Annotated in this window: 12 protein-coding genes; 7 read left to right on the top strand and 5 right to left on the bottom strand. The window is 61.5% G+C overall.

Annotated elements, in window-relative coordinates; genetic code table 11:
- Nucleotides 1-4: 4 nt before the first annotated feature.
- Complete coding sequence (locus tag AB4O22_RS02550) at nucleotides 5-178, bottom strand: hypothetical protein (RefSeq protein WP_003205087.1); 174 nt, start codon at nucleotides 176-178, stop codon at nucleotides 5-7.
- Between the two features lie 58 nt (nucleotides 179-236).
- The gene (purU, locus tag AB4O22_RS02545) at nucleotides 237-1,085 is read right to left on the bottom strand and encodes a formyltetrahydrofolate deformylase (RefSeq protein ID WP_003205089.1); all 849 of its coding nucleotides are present in this window, start codon (nucleotides 1,083-1,085) and stop codon (nucleotides 237-239) included.
- A gap of 305 nt (nucleotides 1,086-1,390) precedes the next feature.
- Between purU and mvaT the strand changes: the two genes are divergently transcribed.
- Nucleotides 1,391-1,768: a histone-like nucleoid-structuring protein MvaT gene (gene mvaT, locus AB4O22_RS02540; RefSeq protein WP_003205091.1), complete on the top strand. Its 378-nt coding sequence runs from the start codon at nucleotides 1,391-1,393 to the stop codon at nucleotides 1,766-1,768.
- An 83-nt stretch (nucleotides 1,769-1,851) separates the two neighbouring features.
- Here mvaT and sbcB read toward each other — a convergent pair whose 3' ends face one another.
- A complete protein-coding gene (gene sbcB, locus AB4O22_RS02535; RefSeq protein WP_013694117.1) occupies nucleotides 1,852-3,285 on the bottom strand; it encodes an exodeoxyribonuclease I in 1,434 nt (477 codons plus the stop codon).
- 331 nt (nucleotides 3,286-3,616) lie between these two features.
- Here sbcB and AB4O22_RS02530 point away from each other — a divergent pair, with 331 nt between their 5' ends.
- The 6 genes from AB4O22_RS02530 to AB4O22_RS02505 all read left to right on the top strand — a co-directional run bounded on the left by AB4O22_RS02530 (nucleotide 3,617) and on the right by AB4O22_RS02505 (nucleotide 11,136).
- A complete protein-coding gene (locus tag AB4O22_RS02530) occupies nucleotides 3,617-4,342 on the top strand; it encodes an RDD family protein (RefSeq protein ID WP_223472717.1) in 726 nt (241 codons plus the stop codon).
- Nucleotides 4,339-5,313 carry a stage II sporulation protein M gene (locus AB4O22_RS02525; RefSeq protein WP_223472718.1) on the top strand — a complete coding sequence of 325 codons (975 nt, stop codon included), beginning with the start codon at nucleotides 4,339-4,341 and terminating at the stop codon, nucleotides 5,311-5,313. Before AB4O22_RS02530 ends, AB4O22_RS02525 begins: the two co-directional genes overlap by 4 nt.
- Nucleotides 5,300-6,844 (top strand): DUF4129 domain-containing protein, encoded by a 1,545-nt coding sequence (locus AB4O22_RS02520; protein ID WP_223472719.1) that lies wholly within the window; start codon nucleotides 5,300-5,302, stop codon nucleotides 6,842-6,844. Before AB4O22_RS02525 ends, AB4O22_RS02520 begins: the two co-directional genes overlap by 14 nt.
- The gene (locus AB4O22_RS02515) at nucleotides 6,841-8,004 is read left to right on the top strand and encodes a DUF4350 domain-containing protein (protein WP_460105786.1); all 1,164 of its coding nucleotides are present in this window, start codon (nucleotides 6,841-6,843) and stop codon (nucleotides 8,002-8,004) included. Before AB4O22_RS02520 ends, AB4O22_RS02515 begins: the two co-directional genes overlap by 4 nt.
- Nucleotides 8,001-9,005 (top strand): AAA family ATPase, encoded by a 1,005-nt coding sequence (locus tag AB4O22_RS02510; RefSeq protein WP_003205102.1) that lies wholly within the window; start codon nucleotides 8,001-8,003, stop codon nucleotides 9,003-9,005. The genes AB4O22_RS02515 and AB4O22_RS02510 overlap by 4 nt, the downstream gene beginning before the upstream one ends.
- 799 nt (nucleotides 9,006-9,804) lie before the next feature.
- Nucleotides 9,805-11,136, top strand: a complete 1,332-nt coding sequence (locus AB4O22_RS02505) for a DUF58 domain-containing protein (protein WP_460095839.1) — start codon at nucleotides 9,805-9,807, stop codon at nucleotides 11,134-11,136.
- Between the two features lie 9 nt (nucleotides 11,137-11,145).
- Here the strand turns inward: AB4O22_RS02505 and AB4O22_RS02500 are convergent, their stop codons facing one another.
- Both AB4O22_RS02500 and AB4O22_RS02495 read right to left on the bottom strand, forming a co-directional pair.
- Nucleotides 11,146-14,103: an Ig-like domain-containing protein gene (locus AB4O22_RS02500; RefSeq protein WP_460158238.1), complete on the bottom strand. Its 2,958-nt coding sequence runs from the start codon at nucleotides 14,101-14,103 to the stop codon at nucleotides 11,146-11,148.
- Between the two features lie 1,500 nt (nucleotides 14,104-15,603).
- Nucleotides 15,604-18,117, bottom strand: coding sequence for a Tc toxin subunit A-related protein (locus tag AB4O22_RS02495; RefSeq protein ID WP_460158237.1), 2,514 nt, complete (start codon nucleotides 18,115-18,117; stop codon nucleotides 15,604-15,606).
- Between the last annotated feature and the right edge of the window lie 18 nt (nucleotides 18,118-18,135).

Below are 18,135 nucleotides of genomic sequence, written 5' to 3'. Positions count from 1 at the left end.
CGCATCACGGCTTCTGTTCGGGCTCGTCCTGGGGATGCAGTTGCTCCCACAATTGCGCGGCATCGGGAAACTCAGTGCCGTCCTCCGGGCCCAACGCATCTGGGTCATAGCGGCTGAGGCAGCCCTCGCCCAGGGTCGCCGGCGCCTTGGAGGTGGCTTTGTCCAATGGATCGGTCATGGCGAACCTCATGAAAAAAGGGCCTGGCGATCGCTCCTCCAGGCCCTTTGCAGTGTAGTCAGAACACCACGGTCTTGTTGCCGTGCACCAGCACCCGGTCTTCCAGGTGATAACGCAGGCCCCTGGCCAACACCATCTTCTCTACGTCACGGCCGAAACGCACCATGTCTTCGATGCTGTCGCTGTGGCTGACGCGCACCACGTCCTGCTCGATGATCGGGCCGGCATCCAGCTCTTCGGTCACGTAGTGACAGGTGGCGCCAATCAGCTTCACACCGCGCATCGACGCCTGGTGGTACGGCTTGGCACCGACGAACGATGGCAGGAAGCTGTGGTGGATGTTGATGACCTTATGGGCGTATTCGCGGCACAAGGCCGGCGGCAGGATCTGCATGTAGCGGGCCAGCACCACCACCTCGGCATCATGCTGCTTGACCAGCCGCGAGACTTCGGCGAACGCCGGCTGCTTGTCCTGAGGGTTGACCGGCACATGGTAGTAAGGGATGCCGTGCCATTCCACCATGCTGCGCAAGTCGTCATGGTTGGAAATCACACAGGCGATGTCGCAATCGAGCTCATCGCTGTGCCAGCGGTGCAGCAGGTCAGCCAGGCAATGAGACTCGCGGCTGGCCATCAGCACCACGCGTTTTTTCTGCGCGGTGTCGGTGATACGCCAGTCCATCGAGAACTCTTCGGCAATGGGAGCGAATGCTTCACGAAAGGCTTCGATACCAAAGGGCAGCGAGTCGGCACGAATCTCGTGACGCATGAAAAACCAACCGCTTTGATTGTCCGAGTGATGGCTCGCTTCGGTGATCCAGCCGTTATGGGACGCCAGAAAGTTACTGACTTTAGCAACGATGCCGACGCGGTCCGGACAAGCAATCACCAGACGAAAAGTGCGCATTAGGGAAACTCCAGAACTTCGCAAAGGCGGCCATTCTAGCCATTGCGCGGCAAAACTGCAGTATCGATGACGCGCCGAATCATGGGCGACAGCCCAGGTCACAGCCTGCGAGGGTCGGGAAGGCGGATTATATGTGTGAACAGATGTGAAGACTCTGCCGCAGTATTTAACTGCAACAGGCGTTTTTGTGGCACAGCACTAATTAATTAAATAAAACACCGGTTAAATGTTTACTTGATGAAACTGTCTGATTACTATTGCCACACTGTCTCCTTGTCACCCGCGTCCTACATAAGGTAGTCCACATGTCCTTGATCAATGAATACCGTGCCACAGAAGAAGCCATCAAAGAACTGCAAGCTCGCCTGAAAAACCTGTCCCAAGACGACAAACTGCAAACCGAGCTTGAATTCGAAGGCAAACTGCGCACACTGATGGGCGAATACTCCAAGTCGCTGCGCGACATCATTGCCCTGCTGGATCCAGAAGCCAAGTCGAGCAAAGCCCCACGTGGCGCCGTCAAAACTACCGGCACCAAACGCGCTCGCAAAGTTAAGCAATACAAGAACCCGCACAACGGCGAAGTCATCGAAACCAAAGGTGGCAACCACAAGACTCTGAAAGAGTGGAAAGCCAAGTGGGGCGGTGACGTGGTTGAAGGCTGGGCAACCCTGCTGGGTTAAGCCTCACCGGTTCGCACCGTTCTTAGCGAACAAAAAACGCCAGCGATTGCTGGCGTTTTTTTGCCTGTCATCTTTTCACTTCATCACGGCTCAAGGCTTAAACGTTTGCGCAATTGCTGACTGTAACCCTGCCACTCCCTGAGTACTTCTTGCTGTACTGGTGTAGACAGGGCCATCCACTCCCTCATCGCCGCATCAAAACTTTCCAAGGTATTAGGCGCTCCCCATTCCGGGGATGACAGCCGTTGTTGACAGAAAAGTCTCCAACGCCCGTGCTCTTCGGGATTCAACGTGTCTGGAAAGTTGCGCGCGCGATATCGGAACAATAGTTCCGGCAAACGCTCATCATCAAAAGGCCAGCGTTCTTGGGTCAATTGCAGCGGATCCGCCATACGGACTTGTTCACATAAACGTCGATCGCGATCCCCCAGGAAGCCCGCGTATAACTGTTGCTCGGGATCCTCGCTGGCGGTGAAATCCTCCCGACCATAAATAGCCTGAAGTTTATCCTGCCAAACTTTCTGTGCGTCAGTTAGCCGCAATGCCCGTTGCTGATAGCCCTCCATGTCCAGTTCCAGTCGCTGCTGGTCCTCGGCACGCAGCACCGACAACGGCGCGATCACCGGGCATTTGTTGATATGGATAAGCTTGAGCGGCACCGGCAACTCACCTTCGAGCAGTTCTTCACGGCGGGTATACAAACGCTGGCGCAGGCTTTCGGCATCGTGGTCCAGCAGGCCCTGGGGGTCCAGGTGCAGGTCGCAGACGATCAGGGCGTTGCGGTTTTTCGGGTGCCAGGCCAGCGGCAAGACCACGCCGATGTAGTTGCGCGCCGCCGAGAAGCGACCGGAAATATGCACCATCGGCTGCAACAGGCGGATCTGGTCCATTACCTTCTGTTTGCTGCGCAACTGGAACAGCCAGTCGTAGAGCCGGGGTTGCTGCTGACGGATCAGCCGAGCCAGGGCAATGGTCGCGCGCACGTCCGACAACGCATCGTGGGCCTGGCCATGGTCGATGCCATTGGCGGCGGTCAGGCGCTCGAGCTTGAGGGTCACGCGACCGTCCTCTTGCGGCCAGACAATGCCTTGCGGGCGCAACGCATAGGCCGCGCGCACCAGGTCGATCAAATCCCAGCGACTATTGCCGCCCTGCCATTCCCGCGCGTACGGGTCGAAGAAATTTCGATAGAGGCTGTAGCGGGTCATTTCATCGTCGAAGCGCAGGGTGTTGTAGCCGGCGCCACAGGTACCGGGCGCGGCCAGTTGCCCATGGACACGGGTCATGAAATCGGCTTCGCTCAAGCCTTTTTCGGCCAGGCATGTCGGGGTGATACCGGTAATCGCACAGGCCGCCGGATGAGGCAGGATGTCATCGCTGGGCCGGCAATACAGGTTCACCGGTTCGTCGATTTCATTGAGCTCGAAATCGGTACGGATACCCGCCACCTGCAAGGGTCGGTCGCAACGCGGGTTGATGCCGGTGGTTTCGTAGTCGTACCAGAAAATGGAAGTCACGGGCTGTTCCTGAACTGAAGACTGGCGAAGTCTAGGCGCTCGAACCCGCCTGCGACCAGCAGTCCTGTAACTTTTGAAGACTAATGCGCCGCTCCACCACCCACCCCATGTGGGAGCGAGCTCGCTCGCGATAGCGGTGGTTCAGCTTGCATCAATGTTGAATAGACTGATGTCATCGCGAGCAAGCTCGCTCCCACAGTTGATCTGCGGTACCCACGAATCTTGTTGCAAACCATGAAATGACACACACAGTTCTATCGTTTGCCCGCACGAAGACTGCTAGCATCTGGGCCGAGATTGAACATTCGGTCTGGCCCATCACAGGTTGCCCATGCTCGAGACACCAGCACTGCAAAGGAACGCGACGCTGCCCGCGCCCCTGGACACGCGCTATCAGGTTGAAACGCCCGAAGGCATCGACCTGCCGCTGCGCCCGGCGGGATTGATGCCGCGAGCCATCGCTTTCGCCATCGACCTGGGCATACGCGGGCTGGTCCTGGGGCTTTTCTTCCTGGTCCTGGCGTTTTTCGGCGAACTGGGGATCGGCCTGGGCTCCATCCTGCTGTTTGTCGTCAGTTGGTGGTACATGGTGCTGTTCGAGGTGCTCAACCAGGGGCGCTCTCCCGGCAAGCAGATCATGGGGCTGCGCGTGGTGCAGGACGATGGCCGGCCCATCGGCTGGTCGGCGTCGTTGATCCGCAACCTGCTGCGTTTCGTCGACATGCTGCCCTTCGGCTACACCTTCGGGGCCATCAGTTGCCTGCAACATCCGGCGTTCAAGCGCCTGGGCGATCTCGCGGCCGGCACGCTGGTGGTATATCGCGAACAACCGGTCAAACGCCCCGCCTTGCCGATGGCAGCACCGATACGAACACCTTTCACCCTCAGCCTGCATGAGCAACGCGCCGTGCTGGGCTTCGCCGAACGCCAGGCAGAACTGTCCCCAGCGCGGGTCAACGAACTGGCTGCCATCCTGGCCGCGCCACTGAACGTCCAAGTGCCGAATGCCGCGGCCGAACTCAATGGCGTCGCCCGCGGCCTGCTGGGGCCGACATGAAGCAAAGCCTGTTCGAAAGCCGTCACCAAGGGGAATGGGAGCACCTGACCCGGCAACTGGACCAACTGGAGCGCAGCCGCAGCGTGCCCCAGAGCAGCGACTTCCCCGCTACCTACCGACGGCTTTGCCATCACTTGGCACTGGCCCAGGCCCGGGGCTACAGCAGCTTGCTGGTCGACACGCTGCAACAACTGGCGCTGCGCGGTCACCAGCAACTCTACCGGGACCGCAGCCGACCCTCGGCCAGTCTCTCGGCGTTTATCCTCGCCGGTTTTCCCCGACTGGTGCGTGAACAATGGCGATTCGTGCTGGCCGCCAGCCTGATGTTCCTGGGCAGCCTGGTGGGCATCGGGCTGCTGGTCTATCTGTTCCCGGAGCTGGTCTACAGCGTGCTCGGCGCCGACGAAATCAGCCAGATCCGTAGCATGTATGACCCGGCGTCCGGGCACCTGGGGCGCTCGGTCGAACGGGCCGCCAGCGAGGACTGGGTCATGTTCGGTTACTACATCATGCACAACATCGGCATTGCCTTTCAGACCTTTGCCAGTGGCTTGATGTTTGGCCTGGGGAGCGCGTTTTTCCTGTTTTTCAATGGCCTGACCATTGGCGCGGTGGCCGGGCACCTGACCCAGATCGGCTCTGGCGGGACGTTCTGGTCGTTCGTGATCGGCCACGGCGCCTTCGAACTCACCGCCATCGCCCTGGCCGGGGCCGCAGGCCTGCAACTGGGCTGGGCGTTGATCGCGCCGGGGCGCCTGACCCGGGGCGAGGCCTTGCGGCTCGCGGCGGGCAAAAGCGTGCTGATGATCGGCGGTGTGATGCTGTTTTTGCTCATGGCCGCGTTCATCGAGGCCTACTGGTCTTCCAGCGCCGTGACACCGGCCACCAAATACACGGTGGGCGCCTTGTTGTGGTTGTTGGTGATCAGCTATCTGTCGCTTGCCGGACGGGTCCGCCATGCGCCTGAGTGACGCCACCGTCGTCATCCGCCCACGCACCACCTGGGAAGCCATGGACCTTGGGGTGTTGATGAGCCAGCAGCATCGACGCCTGCTGATGACCAGTTGGGCGATCATCACGCTGCCGGTGTACCTGTTGCTGACCCTGCTGCTGTGGGACTCACCATCACTGGTGGTGATGCTGTTCTGGTGGTTGAAGCCGGCCTTCGACCGGCTGCCGCTGTACATTCTGTCCAAGGCACTGTTTGGCGAAACCCCCACCTTGCGGCAGGCGTTGCGTCAGTGGCCTGCGCTGCTCAAGCCGCAGTTGCTGGCCAGCCTGACCTGGCGCCGGCTGAGCCTGAGCCGCAGCTTCGTGATGCCGGTTGTGCAACTCGAGGGCCTCGCCGGTGAGGCGCGAGCGCAGCGCTTGCGGATATTGCAACAACGCAACCGCGGCGCGGCGCAATGGTTGACCATCATCGGCATGCACCTGGAAACCGCCTTGTGGTTCGGCCTGACGGCCCTGTTCTATCTGTTCGTGCCGCAACAAGTCGAACTGCAATGGGATTGGGAAACGCTGGTGTCAGCGGCCGAGCACGACTGGTTGTGGTTCGAACACCTGGTCAACTTCCTCTATCCACTGCTGCTGATCCTGTGGGAGCCGGTGTATGTCGCCTGCGGCTTCAGCCTCTACCTGAACCGGCGCACGATCCTCGAGGCGTGGGACATCGAACTGGTATTCCGGCGCCTGCGCCAGCGCCTGAGCGGCGTGGCCCCAGTGCTGATGCTGCTGGTGTTCATGCTGCTGCCGCTGGCGCCCCCGACGTTTGCCGCCGAAGACAGCGACGCCCCCGACAGCCCGCGGCTGCTCAACCAGCCCCTCACCAGCGAGGCCTCCCGGGACGGTATCAAGGCAATCCTCGACGCCCCGCCGTTCAAGAACCCCGAGACCGTCATCCGTTATCGTTTCGGCGAAGAAACGGCCGAATCCCCCAAGACCGAGACCGAGGCGAAATCGAACTGGCTCAAGACCCTGTTCAAATGGCTCGGCAGCCAACGTTTCGACATCGCCGCCGCACTGATCCAGGTGGTGCTGTGGGCCTGCCTGGTGGCGGCGATCGTCTGGCTGGCCTGGCGCTACCGTGAACGACTCAAGGCCCTGGTCAATCGCCGACCGACGCAGCGCCTGCCGGTGGAGCGTGCCGCACCTGCGCGCATGTTTGGCCTGGATATTCGCGAAGAGAGCCTGCCCGCCGACGTGGCCGCCAGCGTCGAACAACTGTGGGCCACGCAACCCCGTGAAGCCCTGGGCCTGCTGTACCGGGCGTTGCTCAGCCGATTGCATCATGACTTCAAGATCCCCTTGAAACCGGCCGACACCGAAGGCCAGGTGCTGGAACGTGTCGAACAGCTCAAGCAGGGCAACCTGCTGGGCTTCAGCAAAAACCTGACCCTGCATTGGCAGAACATTGCCTATGGACATCGTCCACCGCCGCCACACCTGCAACAGGAACTGTGTGACGGCTGGCGCGAGCTGTTCGGTCCGGGAGCGTCTCGATGAGCCGGCACGCAGGGTGGCTGATCGGCGCCGTGCTGGCCGCGCTGGTGTGCGCATTCGGCCTCTACCTCTACACCAAGGCCGAGCCCTATGAAGAGGTCGTCGAGCACGGCCCCTCCCCTGAAGCCCAGACCAATCCTTACCTGGCCGCCGAACTTTTCCTGCGCCAGCGGGGTATCAACGTCGAGCACGCCAACAGCCTGGACGTGCTGCCCACCCTGGAACCTCGCCAGCACAGCCTGCTGTTGCTGGGCGAGCGTACCCACATGACGCCACGGGAAGTCGAACAACTGATGAACTGGACCCGGGCCGGCGGGCGCTTGCTCTTCGTTGCCGAAGCCTTGTGGGACGACAGCACCGGCAGCAGCGGCGATCTGCTGCTCGACCGCGTGCGCCTGCGGCAACTTTTGAGCAAGGACCTCAAGGAGCCAGCCCCTGAATTGATCAAGGACCGTTACCCGGAACTGACCAAGCTCTATCTGGAAGATGAAGAGGCGCCGGCGTATATCGGCTTCGACACCGACTTCCACCTCGAAGACCCGCATAACCTGGCCCAGGCCTGGGCCAACAGCGCGCTGTCGACCCACATGATGCAGTTGAACCTCGGTCTGGGCTCGATCACCGTGATCACCGACGCCGAGCTGTGGAAGAACGACTCCATCGAGCAGTACGACAATGCCTGGCTGCTCTGGTACTTGAGCGCCGACACGGACGTCACGCTGCTGTTCAACAGCGACCACGACAACTTGCTGACCCTGCTGCTGCGTTATTTCCCTCAGGCACTGGTGGCGCTGCTGGCCTTGATTGCCCTGTGGTTCTGGCGTTCAGCGGCGCGCCATGGCCCACTGCAACAACCGGCCTCCAAGGCGCGGCGTCAGTTGGAAGAGCATGTGCAGGCCAGCGCCGGTTTCCACCTGCGGCACAACGGCCAGGAGTACCTGTTGCATGCCTTGCAACAAGACGTGCTGCGCCGGGCCCGTCATCTTCACCCAGGCTTCGAACAACTGGCCGTCGCCGAACAATGGCAGGTACTCGCCCGCCTGACCCGACAACCGACGCGAGCCATCAGCCAGGCCTTGAGCCCCCGGCCGAAACAGCGCCTCTCCCGCGCTGACTTCTGCCGCCAGGTCGCCCATTTGCAAACCCTCAGGAATGCCTTATGACTGAACAGAACGAACCTGTCGACGGCCAGGCCCACGCCGCCCAACAGCGCCAGCGCGCCAGTCAGTTGGCCCAAGCCATCCGCACGGAACTGCGTAAAGCGGTGGTCGGCCAGAGCGCGGTGATCGACGATGTGCTCACGGCACTGATCGCCGGCGGGCACGTGCTGCTCGAGGGTGTTCCCGGGCTGGGCAAGACTTTGCTGGTGCGAGCCCTGGCTCGCTGTTTCAACGGCGAGTTCGCGCGCATCCAGTTCACCCCCGACCTGATGCCCAGCGACGTCACCGGACACGCGGTGTACGACTTGCAGACCGAGCAGTTCAAGCTGCGCAAGGGCCCGGTGTTCACCAACCTGCTGCTGGCCGACGAGATCAACCGCGCACCGGCCAAGACCCAGGCCGCGCTGCTCGAAGCCATGCAGGAACGCCAGGTCACCCTCGAAGGCCGTGCCCTGCCCATCAGCCAGCCGTTCATGGTCCTCGCCACCCAGAACCCCATCGAACAGGAAGGCACCTACCCGCTGCCGGAAGCCGAGCTCGACCGCTTCATGCTCAAGGTGCGCATGGACTACCCGGACGCCGACCAGGAGCTGGACATGGTGCGCCAGGTCAGCCGCTCGACCCGCGCCGACATGCTCGACGTGCAGCCGCTGCGCATAGTGTTGCAGGCCAAGGACGTGCAAGCGCTGCAACGCATTGCCAGTGACCTGCCGATGGACGACCAGGTACTCGACTACGCCGTGCGCCTAGCCCGTACTACCCGCAGTTGGCCGGGCTTGACCCTCGGCGCCGGCCCGCGCGCCTCGATTGCGCTGGTACGTTGCGCCCGGGCCCGGGCGTTGTTGCGCGGGGGCGAGTTCGTGGTGCCGGATGACATCAAGGGCTGCGCCCTGGCCGTGCTGCGCCATCGCGTACGCCTGGCGCCGGAACTGGACATCGAAGGGCTGTCGGTAGACCAGGTGCTGGGGCAACTGCTCGATCAAGTGCCGGCGCCGCGGTTGTGAGTAACACCAACATGGCGAGGGGATTTATGTGGGAGCAAGGCTTGCCCGCGATGAAAGCGACGCGTTCTCGCAGAAATCGAGATGCCCGTTTCGCGAGCAAGCTTTGCTCCCACCAGCACCATCCCGCTTGTCTGTGGGAGCAAGGCTTGCCCGCGATGAAAGCGACGCGGTCTCGCAGAAATCGAGATGCCCATTTCGCGAGCAAGCTTTGCTCCCACCAGCAGCATCCCGCTTGTCTGTGGGAGCAAGGCTTGCCCGCGATGAAAGCGACGCGGTCTCGCAGAAATCGAGGCGCCTGTTTCGCGAGCAAGCTTTGCTCCCACAAGCACCATCCCGCTTGTCCGTGGGAGCAAGGCTTGCCCGCGATGAAAGCGACGCGGTCTCGCAGAAATCGAGGCGCCTGTTTCGCGAGCAAGCTTTGCTCCCACAAGCACCATCCCGCTTGTCTGTGGGAGCAAGGCTTGCCCGCGATGGAAGCGACGCGGTCTCGCAGAAATCGAGATGCCCGTTTCGCGAGCAAGCTTTGCTCCCACAAGCACCATCCCGCTTGTCTGTGGGAGCAAGGCTTGCCCGCGATGAAAGCGACGCGGTCTCGCAGAAATCGAGGCGCCTGTTTCGCGAGCAAGCTTTGCTCCCACCAGCACCATCCCGCTTGTCTGTGGGAGCAAGGCTTGCCCGCGATGAAAGCGACGCGGTCTCGCAGAAATCGAGGCGCCTGTTTCGCGAGCAAGCTTTGCTCCCACATGAGCCCCCTCTCCACAAAAGCTCGCTCTGCATTTCTCCCAAAGGGTATGTGTCAATGAAACCCTCGCGCCTGCTATTGACCTGGCTTGCGCTTCTGCTGGCCCTCGGCATCGTGTTGGGCGCACTGCGGGCGCTGGGCATCGCGCTGCCATCGACACTGCTGTCGATCAACTGGGGGCTGCTGTTGGCCTTGCTGGCCCTGGCGCTGCTCGACGCGGTGCGCGTCAGGCGCCTGCCTTCGCCCCGGGTGCAACGGCAAATGCCTGGAAGCCTGGCCCTCGGTCGCTGGGGTGAAGTCCGCCTGGAGATCAGCCATGACTTTGCCCAAGCGCTGCACGTGCAGGTCTTCGATCACGTACCCGACGGCCTGGACTTCGAAAACCTGCCACTGTCCGTCGAGCTGCAACCCGACCAACGCAGCCAGGTCGGCTACCGCCTGCGCCCGCTCAAGCGCGGGCACTTCGCCTTCGAACATTGCGAGATCAACCTGCCGAGCCCATTGGGCTTGTGGACAGACAAGCGTCTGCTGGATGCGCTCGATGAGACTCGGGTCTACCCGGATTTCGCCAGGCTCTACGACGGTCAACTGCTGGCGGTGGACAACTGGCTGAGCCAGCTCGGCATCCGCCAGCGGCAACGACGCGGCCAGGGCCAGGAATTCCATCAACTGCGCGAATTCCGCGAGGGCGACAGCCTGCGCCAGATCGACTGGAAGGCCACGGCCCGCCATCGCACGCCGATTGCCCGGGAATACGAAGACGAACGCGACCAACAGATCATCTTCATGCTCGACTGCGGCCGGCGCATGCGTAGCCAGGACGGCGAGCTGTCGCACTTCGACCACGCCCTCAACGCCTGCCTGCTGCTCAGTTACACCGCGCTGCGCCAGGGCGATGCCGTGGGCCTGAGTACCTTCGCCAGCGAACAGTCGCGCTACCTCGCGCCGGTCAAAGGCACGGGACAGCTCAATGTGTTGCTCAACACCGTCTACGACCTCGACAGCAGCCAGCACCCCGCGGACTACCAGGCCGCTGTCACCCAACTGCTGGCCCGGCAGAAACGCCGGGCCTTGGTGGTGTTGGTGACCAACCTGCGGGACGAAGACGATGAAGAACTGCTGACCGCCGTCAAACGGCTGGGTCAACGGCATCGGGTATTGGTGGCGAGCCTGCGGGAAGAGGCGCTGGACCGGCTGCGCCAGGCGCCGGTGCAAACCTTGCCCGAGGCGCTGGCGTATTGCGGGACGGTGGAGTATTTGAATGCCCGGGCGACGCTGCATGAACGGCTGAGCGCCCATGGAATGGCGGTGCTGCAAGCCCGGCCCGGGGAATTGGGGGCCGAGCTGGTGACGTTGTATTTGGGGTGGAAGAAAGCGGGGGATTTGTAGGCGATGTTGTCAGGTCCCATGAACATTCACCTCGGCGTCGATTGACCGCGAGGGCAGGTCCGGACTTCTTAACTCCAACGTGAAAGAACCCCAATGTGATGCTTTGGTCAGGATCGACCAACTCAAGGGGACTGTGGTCACGGGCTGTGGTTGAAACAACGGCGGATCGAAAACCAACTGAAGCGCGTCTCCTCCCGACATCCACAAAGCGACACTCGTGGCGTTTATCAGGGCGCTATCTTCCTTGGCTCGCAGCTCCCAGGTGTTATTGGTTCCATCTTTCAGGCTGAGCCTTCTATGAGCCAGATCGAATTCCTGACTGTTCAGGTAGAAGGTGAACTCCTCCAGCCAGCTATCTTCATCGCGAGTAATCCCTGACAAAGGAGGCGACGGTGGCATTTCGGTTATCAAGGGAATATCGAATTCCAGAACAAAAGGCCTGTTTTGCGCCTGGTCGGTAAAAATAGTCCAACTCAAAGAAGTACCGCCCTGCTCCATCGCAACCAATTGCCCCAAAGGCGGATCGAACACCAGACCCTGCACCTCTTCTCCCGGCTTGAATTGCAGACAAATCTGGGCATCCGGCTCGCCAATCAGCCAACTGCCCCCATAATCCAGCTTCAGCGTGCAAACCTGTCCTGCGAATACATTCAACTTGACTTCAGACCACTCTACGGGCCTGCCATCAACGTAAGGTCTGAAGTCCTGCAACCATGTCATGTCATTGGGCAGCAGCTCAAAGCTGAGAGCTGCCATCTCCCATCCCGCATACCCCCCCGTGACAATGGCGTATAGAACCCCCTTCCTGACTCCGGGCAGCCTGAATTGCACCTCGGCTTGCCCATCGACATTTGTTCTGGTCGCTGCAATCGTGATCTGGGGATACTCCCATCGCACCTCGACGTCCTCCAGAGGTTCGCCAGTCATGGCCGACACCACAGTCACGACCGCTGAAACCAGCTCCCCTAGGTGACCGTTGGGTTTGTCGCTGATGAGCGACTGGATTTCCCGGGGCTCGTGCAAAAAGTACGACAGCGCCACCGATGACGCGTACTGCCCTTGCCCCACCGTCGCAGTCAACTGCGCGGCGCCGGGCGTGGTGGGAACATAGCGCACGCGCGCCACCCCGTAATAATCGGTCACGGTGGTCACTTCCCCCAGGTCATCACCACGCCAGATCACGGTCACCCCGGCAATCGGCTTGCCGCTGATGGAAGAGACCACGGCGACCTGTTCGACCAGTTCCTGCTCCCAGTCCAGTGTCTGGTGAACACCGCTGTCCCAGCGGATCTCCAGCACTTGCTCGCCCTCGCCCAACGACATCGCGTTCGCCGGGGAGAGGCTGGCCAGGCGCTGGGACGCCAGGCGCAAAGCAAAGCCCCCGTCCTTCAGATCGCCGGCCTTGAGCGTGAACCGCAGGCCATCGCTGGGAAACTCGCGAGGCATTCCCAGGGGGTCAGGCAAAAAGCTGATGCCCAGTTCGCTCGGCCCGGTTCCGGTCATGCCAAGCGTCAGCTCGCGCTCAAACAGAGGACTGTTCTCGGGAGCCATCAGCTCAAAAACATGTTCACCCTTGCGGCGTGGGAAGTAGGTTTTTTCGCCCCAGGGCTGCGCCGCGGCGCCATCAAAGCTGACCGTCAGCCCGGCCCAGGGATCAGTTGCCAGCGCCGTGACTTCAAAGGGGCGCTCCTCTTCGTAGCCGTCGTAACGACTGCTCACGGAGGCCTTCACCGCCTGGGTTCCGGCGGCGGCCGGCGCCACGGGAAAACCGGACCAGCCTTCGGCGTCGGTGGGTTGCGCGCTTGACCTGCCCGCTGTCCAGGTCACCGGAACCTGACTCACGGCAAGCCCTGTGAAATGAGAAACCACTTGGACCCACAGCCACGCAGGATCCTGCCCGACCACCGGGTCGACCGGCGATTCGCGCCAGCCCTGGATCCTGACTTTGTTATGCGCCAGCGTCATCGGCTTGGCGGTGGCGACGAAGTCCAGCGCAGGCACTGCCCACGCCAGGGCAAACTCGCCCGGTTGCTCACTGGCGGTAAAATCCAGCATCCAGATCGCGCCGCCGTCGTTGATCGGTTGCGCAAGATTCAACACCGGACGAACCGTTGCCCCCAACTCCTCGGCGGGTGTCCCGGACCATGCCAGCGTTGATTCCAACCCCACCAGCGGGCTCAGCGCATTGGGCAAAACGCTAAACCGATGAAGCGCCCCCAGGCACGGATAAAGCGCCTGGGCGTCCAGTGCTGCGGCAATCTGGTCGAGTCTCAGGCTGACTTCTTCCGCCAGGTCCTCGGACACCAATCGCCCCGTCAGCTCGCGAACGACTGAAACGCTCTCAAGACGCAACTCCAGCTCAAACAGGCTGCTGGTACTGTTATTGACCTGTGAGGCGAGCGTCCATTGGGCGCCAGCCGCCTCCAACCGCTTGGGCGTTCCAAGGTCACTGGGCAACAGCCCAATATCCGGCGCGGCCCCTCGCCAATGCAAACTGATGTTTTTATCGATCCACAGGCTGCCGGCGTTGGGCACGACTTTCAGTGTGTGGGTCTGCCCGCGTCGACAGAGCACACCGAGCGTATTGCGCTGGACCACCTCGCCATCGACCAGAATACTGACTTCGCTTTTCCAGGGGCTGGTCGCAATCGCCGTCACATCGAAAGGCTGCTCCACCGCAACGGCTTGCTCGTGGGCCTTGATGCTGGCGATGACCACCTTGTCCCCAGCGCTCTGCGGCGTGTACAACACACTGGCCCAACCACCGGCGCCCGTGGTGACGGTGGAAATCGACTCGGCGCCAGCCTTCCATTCGACCTGGGCATTGATGACCGGATCGCCGTCGCCGCTGGCCACGAAGTGCACCACCTGCACCCGCAACAGCACGCTTTCGTTTTCGTCCACCACGGGAAATTTGTTGGCCTCTCGGACGTTTCCCACCCGGACCAGATTGCGCGCCAGCGACATGGTTTTTTCGGTGAAGGCAGCAACAGTTTCGAGCAGGCCAGTTGCAGCTCGAAGCGACCGTCATAACGATCTTCGCTGGTCAGGGTCCAGACCAGCTCGGCACCGGTGACCGGCACCGCCGCTTCAAGGGCCGGATTGACGACAACCCCCAGTTGCTCGTGGGAATCACCGCTCCAGTGCAACGACAGCTGCGTCCCCTGCAAGGGACTGGCGGCGGGCAGTTTCACGTCGAGGGGATAATCCGAGCCGCGGTTGGGGTAACCGGTTTTTTCCTCCCAAGGCGACTCAACCCCCTCGACCACCGTTCGCACATCCTTCCACGGATCCGTCGCCAGCACCCGCACCATCAAGGTTTGAGTCAACACGCCAGAGGCGTAGTAAAGGCTCTCGACCGACGCCTGGATCTCGACATCACCGGCCTGCGCCGGCTGAAAATCAAAGTAGGCCCAGCCGTCAGTTCGGGTGATGGCAACGCTGGCGACCTGCCCGGTCGTGGAAGTCCAGTTCACGGTGCGGTCGCTCAAGGGTTGCCCGGTGTAATAAGAAGTGACCTGCACCCCCAAGCGCACACTTTGGTCGTATTCCAGCACCGGGTAATACGCCGCCTCGAGCACTTCACGAAAAGCCAATCGATGATGACCCAGGGACACCTGCACCGGATAGACCTCAGCGGCGTACTGGTTGACCAGGTCCATGGAGAACGAATACGGCCCGTCTTCACCGATTGCCGGGCAGTCCAGGGTCCAGGCCGAATCCAATGGGTGATCCACGCCCCAGGCCGGGGTCGCCATCAGCGCCTCCTGGGGATTGTCGTCGCTGGTCAACGCCGCTTGGGTGCCGACCCAGGCATTGCCCGGATCGGGAACGAACTCTAGCTGGTGAGCCAAGTCACCCGAGGCCCCCAGGCACACGTACAAGCGCCCGGTTGCCGGCCGTGTTTGCTCATCAAGTTTGAGTGCTTGCATCAGCGCTGGCTCAAGGTGCAACTGGAGGTTGATACGCGTGATGCGGACATCCGAGAAAACGTCACCGGGAACGTTTCGCGGGCTATGAATACTCACCGTGAGGATGTCTTGAGCGTTGAACGGCAGGTCCAACGGGACGTTGTAGGGAATGGGTCTGTACTCCCGCGGCTGACCGTCCCTGCGTCGCGCCTGATCCTCCTGCGCATCCCGGGCCGGACCCGGCGGCAACAGGATTTCCTGCTCCTGCGGCTGTTTATCGCTGCTAATGAGCAGCCTGCCCGGTTCGGTGTGCCTCGTCTCGCACAGGAACGTGAGGACGTAGCGAGCTTGAGCGCCCGGATCCTTGGGCGCCGTCAGCGCCTGATTGACCGAAGCCCCATTGCCGGCGGTCAGAAAACGAACGTGCTGGCCCTCCTCTTCATACCAATCGCTCGCAGTCCCCAAGTAACCCGAAGCCGGTTCCTGTATCCAGTGATCGATCCATTGTTCGAAGTCGCCATTGAGCACCAGATTTTCATTGGCCAGGATAATCGGTTTATTCATGGCGACCTGCTCCTTCGACGGTTGAGAAGGGGGACAGTTTGCTTTCGGTCTTGGTGATCTGATCTTCGACGGCTCGCACGAAAGGCGGCTCTCCGGCCCTGGCCATGTAACGGATACGCACGATGATGTCCGTCAAGGACAGCAGCATGCTCTTCTGCGGTTCCTTTTCCGGCCTTGGGAAGCTCAACAGCCAGCGTGAAACCACCCCGGTGTTTTCGAAGGGATTGAGCAGGCTGTCATCGAATTTCATCGCCACCATGCCGTGGTCGCCAAGCCCCATCGACAAGGCTATCTGCTGACCGCTGCGCAGGTTGATCTGCACATCGGAAGGCGCCACGCGACCCGCGGGATCATGCAAGTACTCCACCGCCGGAATGGTGGCCTTGGTAGCCGTCATGCTGCTGATCTGCAGCAAGGTGGCACGTACATGTTCATAAGGCCCGATCAGCACAGGCAGGTCGACCTCGACCGAGCTGATTTGCCGACAGTAATGCCCCGGATGGTCGCGGTCGAACAGCAATTGCGAGAGTTTGAACTCCAGCGTTCCTTTGGTACGCAACTGATCCAGTGCGTTGGCCCAACTGCTGTTGGTGCCCGCCTGCGGGTCGCTCGCGTCATCGAACAACTGGCGCAAGGAAAGGGTCTTGACCAGCTCCAGCCGCCGTTCATAGCGTTGCAGGTACTCGCGCTCCATGCGCAGCAAATGCCCGCGCAGGTGTTCGCCTGCCGTCAGGCCGTGGCGATTGTCCAGCCAGACCTGGGGCAAGGGGATCTGCGAATCATAATCACCGGTTTCGGCACTCAGCGAGGCCTGGGCGCTGAGGCACAGACTGACGACGGCATCGTAGGCCTGGTAGTGCAACGCCTTGAACTGGCCCAGCAGCCAGCCGTACAGCTCGGCGTTGGTTGCGCGCTTTTTGATGAAGTTGTACACCGTCAAGGCCTGGTTGTTGGCCAGGAGGGTTTGATCCAGTGTGGTTTGAGCGGCGCTCACCGCATGGGTCTGGGCGGTGATTTGTGCATCGAGCGCACGCACCTCCGCCAGTGCCTGATTACGCTGCAGTAGCCACTCTTCGCGGCGGCGACGGTAACTTTCGGTGGTGGCCTGTTTGTCCGCGTCTATCTGCATCGTCGACGACGCTATATCCAGGCCGAAACAAACCGCGTCGACCATTTTGTCGATACGATGCCCACCGTTGGCCAAACCAAAAATAGTGGGCAGCGAGGCAATCACGGCGCCCGCAGGTTTGATGCTTGCCGAGGTCAGCGCCAGGATTTTGGAGATCTGCAAGTTCTCCATGACCTCGTACTCAACCTTCGACACATTCTCGTCATAGAGAAGCGCATAAGCGATTGCCCGCTCCTCTGCCACGGCCCGGCTTTGCTCCAGCGCGCTCTTGCTCGCCTGTAGCTGAGTGATGTTCTGTTCCTGCACAGTCCGGGCGTAGATACCCAGTTCCACCAAATGGTTCTGCTGCAGTTCCTGCTGTTCGATCAGGTCCCGTTGTTCGAGTAATCGCAGCACCTGGGTGCCGTGTTCCTGGAGCGCCTGCACGGCGCGCAATGCCACCTCGAACGTCGTGCGCCAGCGGAAAGCCCCCACCACCAACCGCCCGCCCATGGGTCTTGGCGCACCGGAACCACCGGCCGCCAGGTCGCGCAGCAACGCGTTGGGATCGGTGGGCGGGCTGAACAGCGCGAGTTCCAGTGGCTTGCCGTCCAGGGTGAGGTTGTTGCGCAGGTTATGCAGGCGCTGGCCAGGCAAATCGTACAGCGCGAGCAACTGTTCATTGATCGGTGCCTTGAAGGGCTCGTTGGCCAACAGCCCCAGCAGCGGCGGCGCCTCGGCGGCAGCAGGAAAGTCCGCCAGGCTGAACGCGAGGTTTTGTTCAAATTGTTCAAGGGCCGGTCGCGACATGCTTTTGTTCATCAAGCTGTCCACCGTGTCGGTTTCCCAACGGTTGACCGTTCGCACCGCTGGCGCCTTGCCCATCAGGAATTCGGCCTGCACGTAACACAGCTTGGCCGCTACCAGGCTGTCACGGGTGAGTTGGCGGTAATACCAGTCGCCCCAGGCCATCAGGTTCTTGACGTACTCCGAGAACACCAGAATCTGGAAGTGCCGGGGCGCCGAATAGCCGATGGCGTCGGGGTCGGTGGGCGCCCGGGTTTCACAGCCCAGGTTGCCGGCGCTACTCAAGGGGCGGCAGCGCCAATACGCCGGTTTTGGATTGAGGTACTGGCCGTTGTCGGGGTCGGCCGGCGCTTGCGGGTCGAACAGGTAATGCGACCAGTTCTGCGCTTCCAGGAAGCGGTCCTCGGTGCGCAAGCGTGTGGCCACCAGGTGCGGCAGGTGGAAAAACAGTTCCCAGAAGAACAGACCGTTAGCACCGTCGAAGGCCCCGTTGGGCTCACTGATCGTTTTCGATTCCGGGGGCGGCTCCGGCAGAAACTGCGTGTCCCAATCCAGCACCGCATCGACGGAGATATTGGAACGCTGTACCAACTCTGGGCCGAACAGCGA

The sequence above is a fragment of the Pseudomonas sp. S3_B11 genome (assembly GCF_054667715.1).
The sequence above is the reverse complement of the archived record's forward strand: the minus strand, read 5'-3'. Positions and strand labels throughout refer to the sequence as shown.

What these genes read in the sequence shown, in the direction of transcription:
- AB4O22_RS02550 (WP_003205087.1), bottom strand. Translation starts at nt 178, where the DNA reads ATGACCGATCCATTGGACAAAGCCACCTCCAAGGCGCCGGCGACCCTG.
- purU (WP_003205089.1), bottom strand. Translation starts at nt 1,085, where the DNA reads ATGCGCACTTTTCGTCTGGTGATTGCTTGTCCGGACCGCGTCGGCATC.
- mvaT (WP_003205091.1), top strand. Translation starts at nt 1,391, where the DNA reads ATGTCCTTGATCAATGAATACCGTGCCACAGAAGAAGCCATCAAAGAA.
- AB4O22_RS02530 (WP_223472717.1), top strand. Translation starts at nt 3,617, where the DNA reads ATGCTCGAGACACCAGCACTGCAAAGGAACGCGACGCTGCCCGCGCCC.
- AB4O22_RS02525 (WP_223472718.1), top strand. Translation starts at nt 4,339, where the DNA reads ATGAAGCAAAGCCTGTTCGAAAGCCGTCACCAAGGGGAATGGGAGCAC.
- AB4O22_RS02520 (WP_223472719.1), top strand. Translation starts at nt 5,300, where the DNA reads ATGCGCCTGAGTGACGCCACCGTCGTCATCCGCCCACGCACCACCTGG.
- AB4O22_RS02515 (WP_460105786.1), top strand. Translation starts at nt 6,841, where the DNA reads ATGAGCCGGCACGCAGGGTGGCTGATCGGCGCCGTGCTGGCCGCGCTG.
- AB4O22_RS02510 (WP_003205102.1), top strand. Translation starts at nt 8,001, where the DNA reads ATGACTGAACAGAACGAACCTGTCGACGGCCAGGCCCACGCCGCCCAA.
- AB4O22_RS02505 (WP_460095839.1), top strand. Translation starts at nt 9,805, where the DNA reads ATGAAACCCTCGCGCCTGCTATTGACCTGGCTTGCGCTTCTGCTGGCC.
- AB4O22_RS02500 (WP_460158238.1), bottom strand. Translation starts at nt 14,103, where the DNA reads ATGTCGCTGGCGCGCAATCTGGTCCGGGTGGGAAACGTCCGAGAGGCC.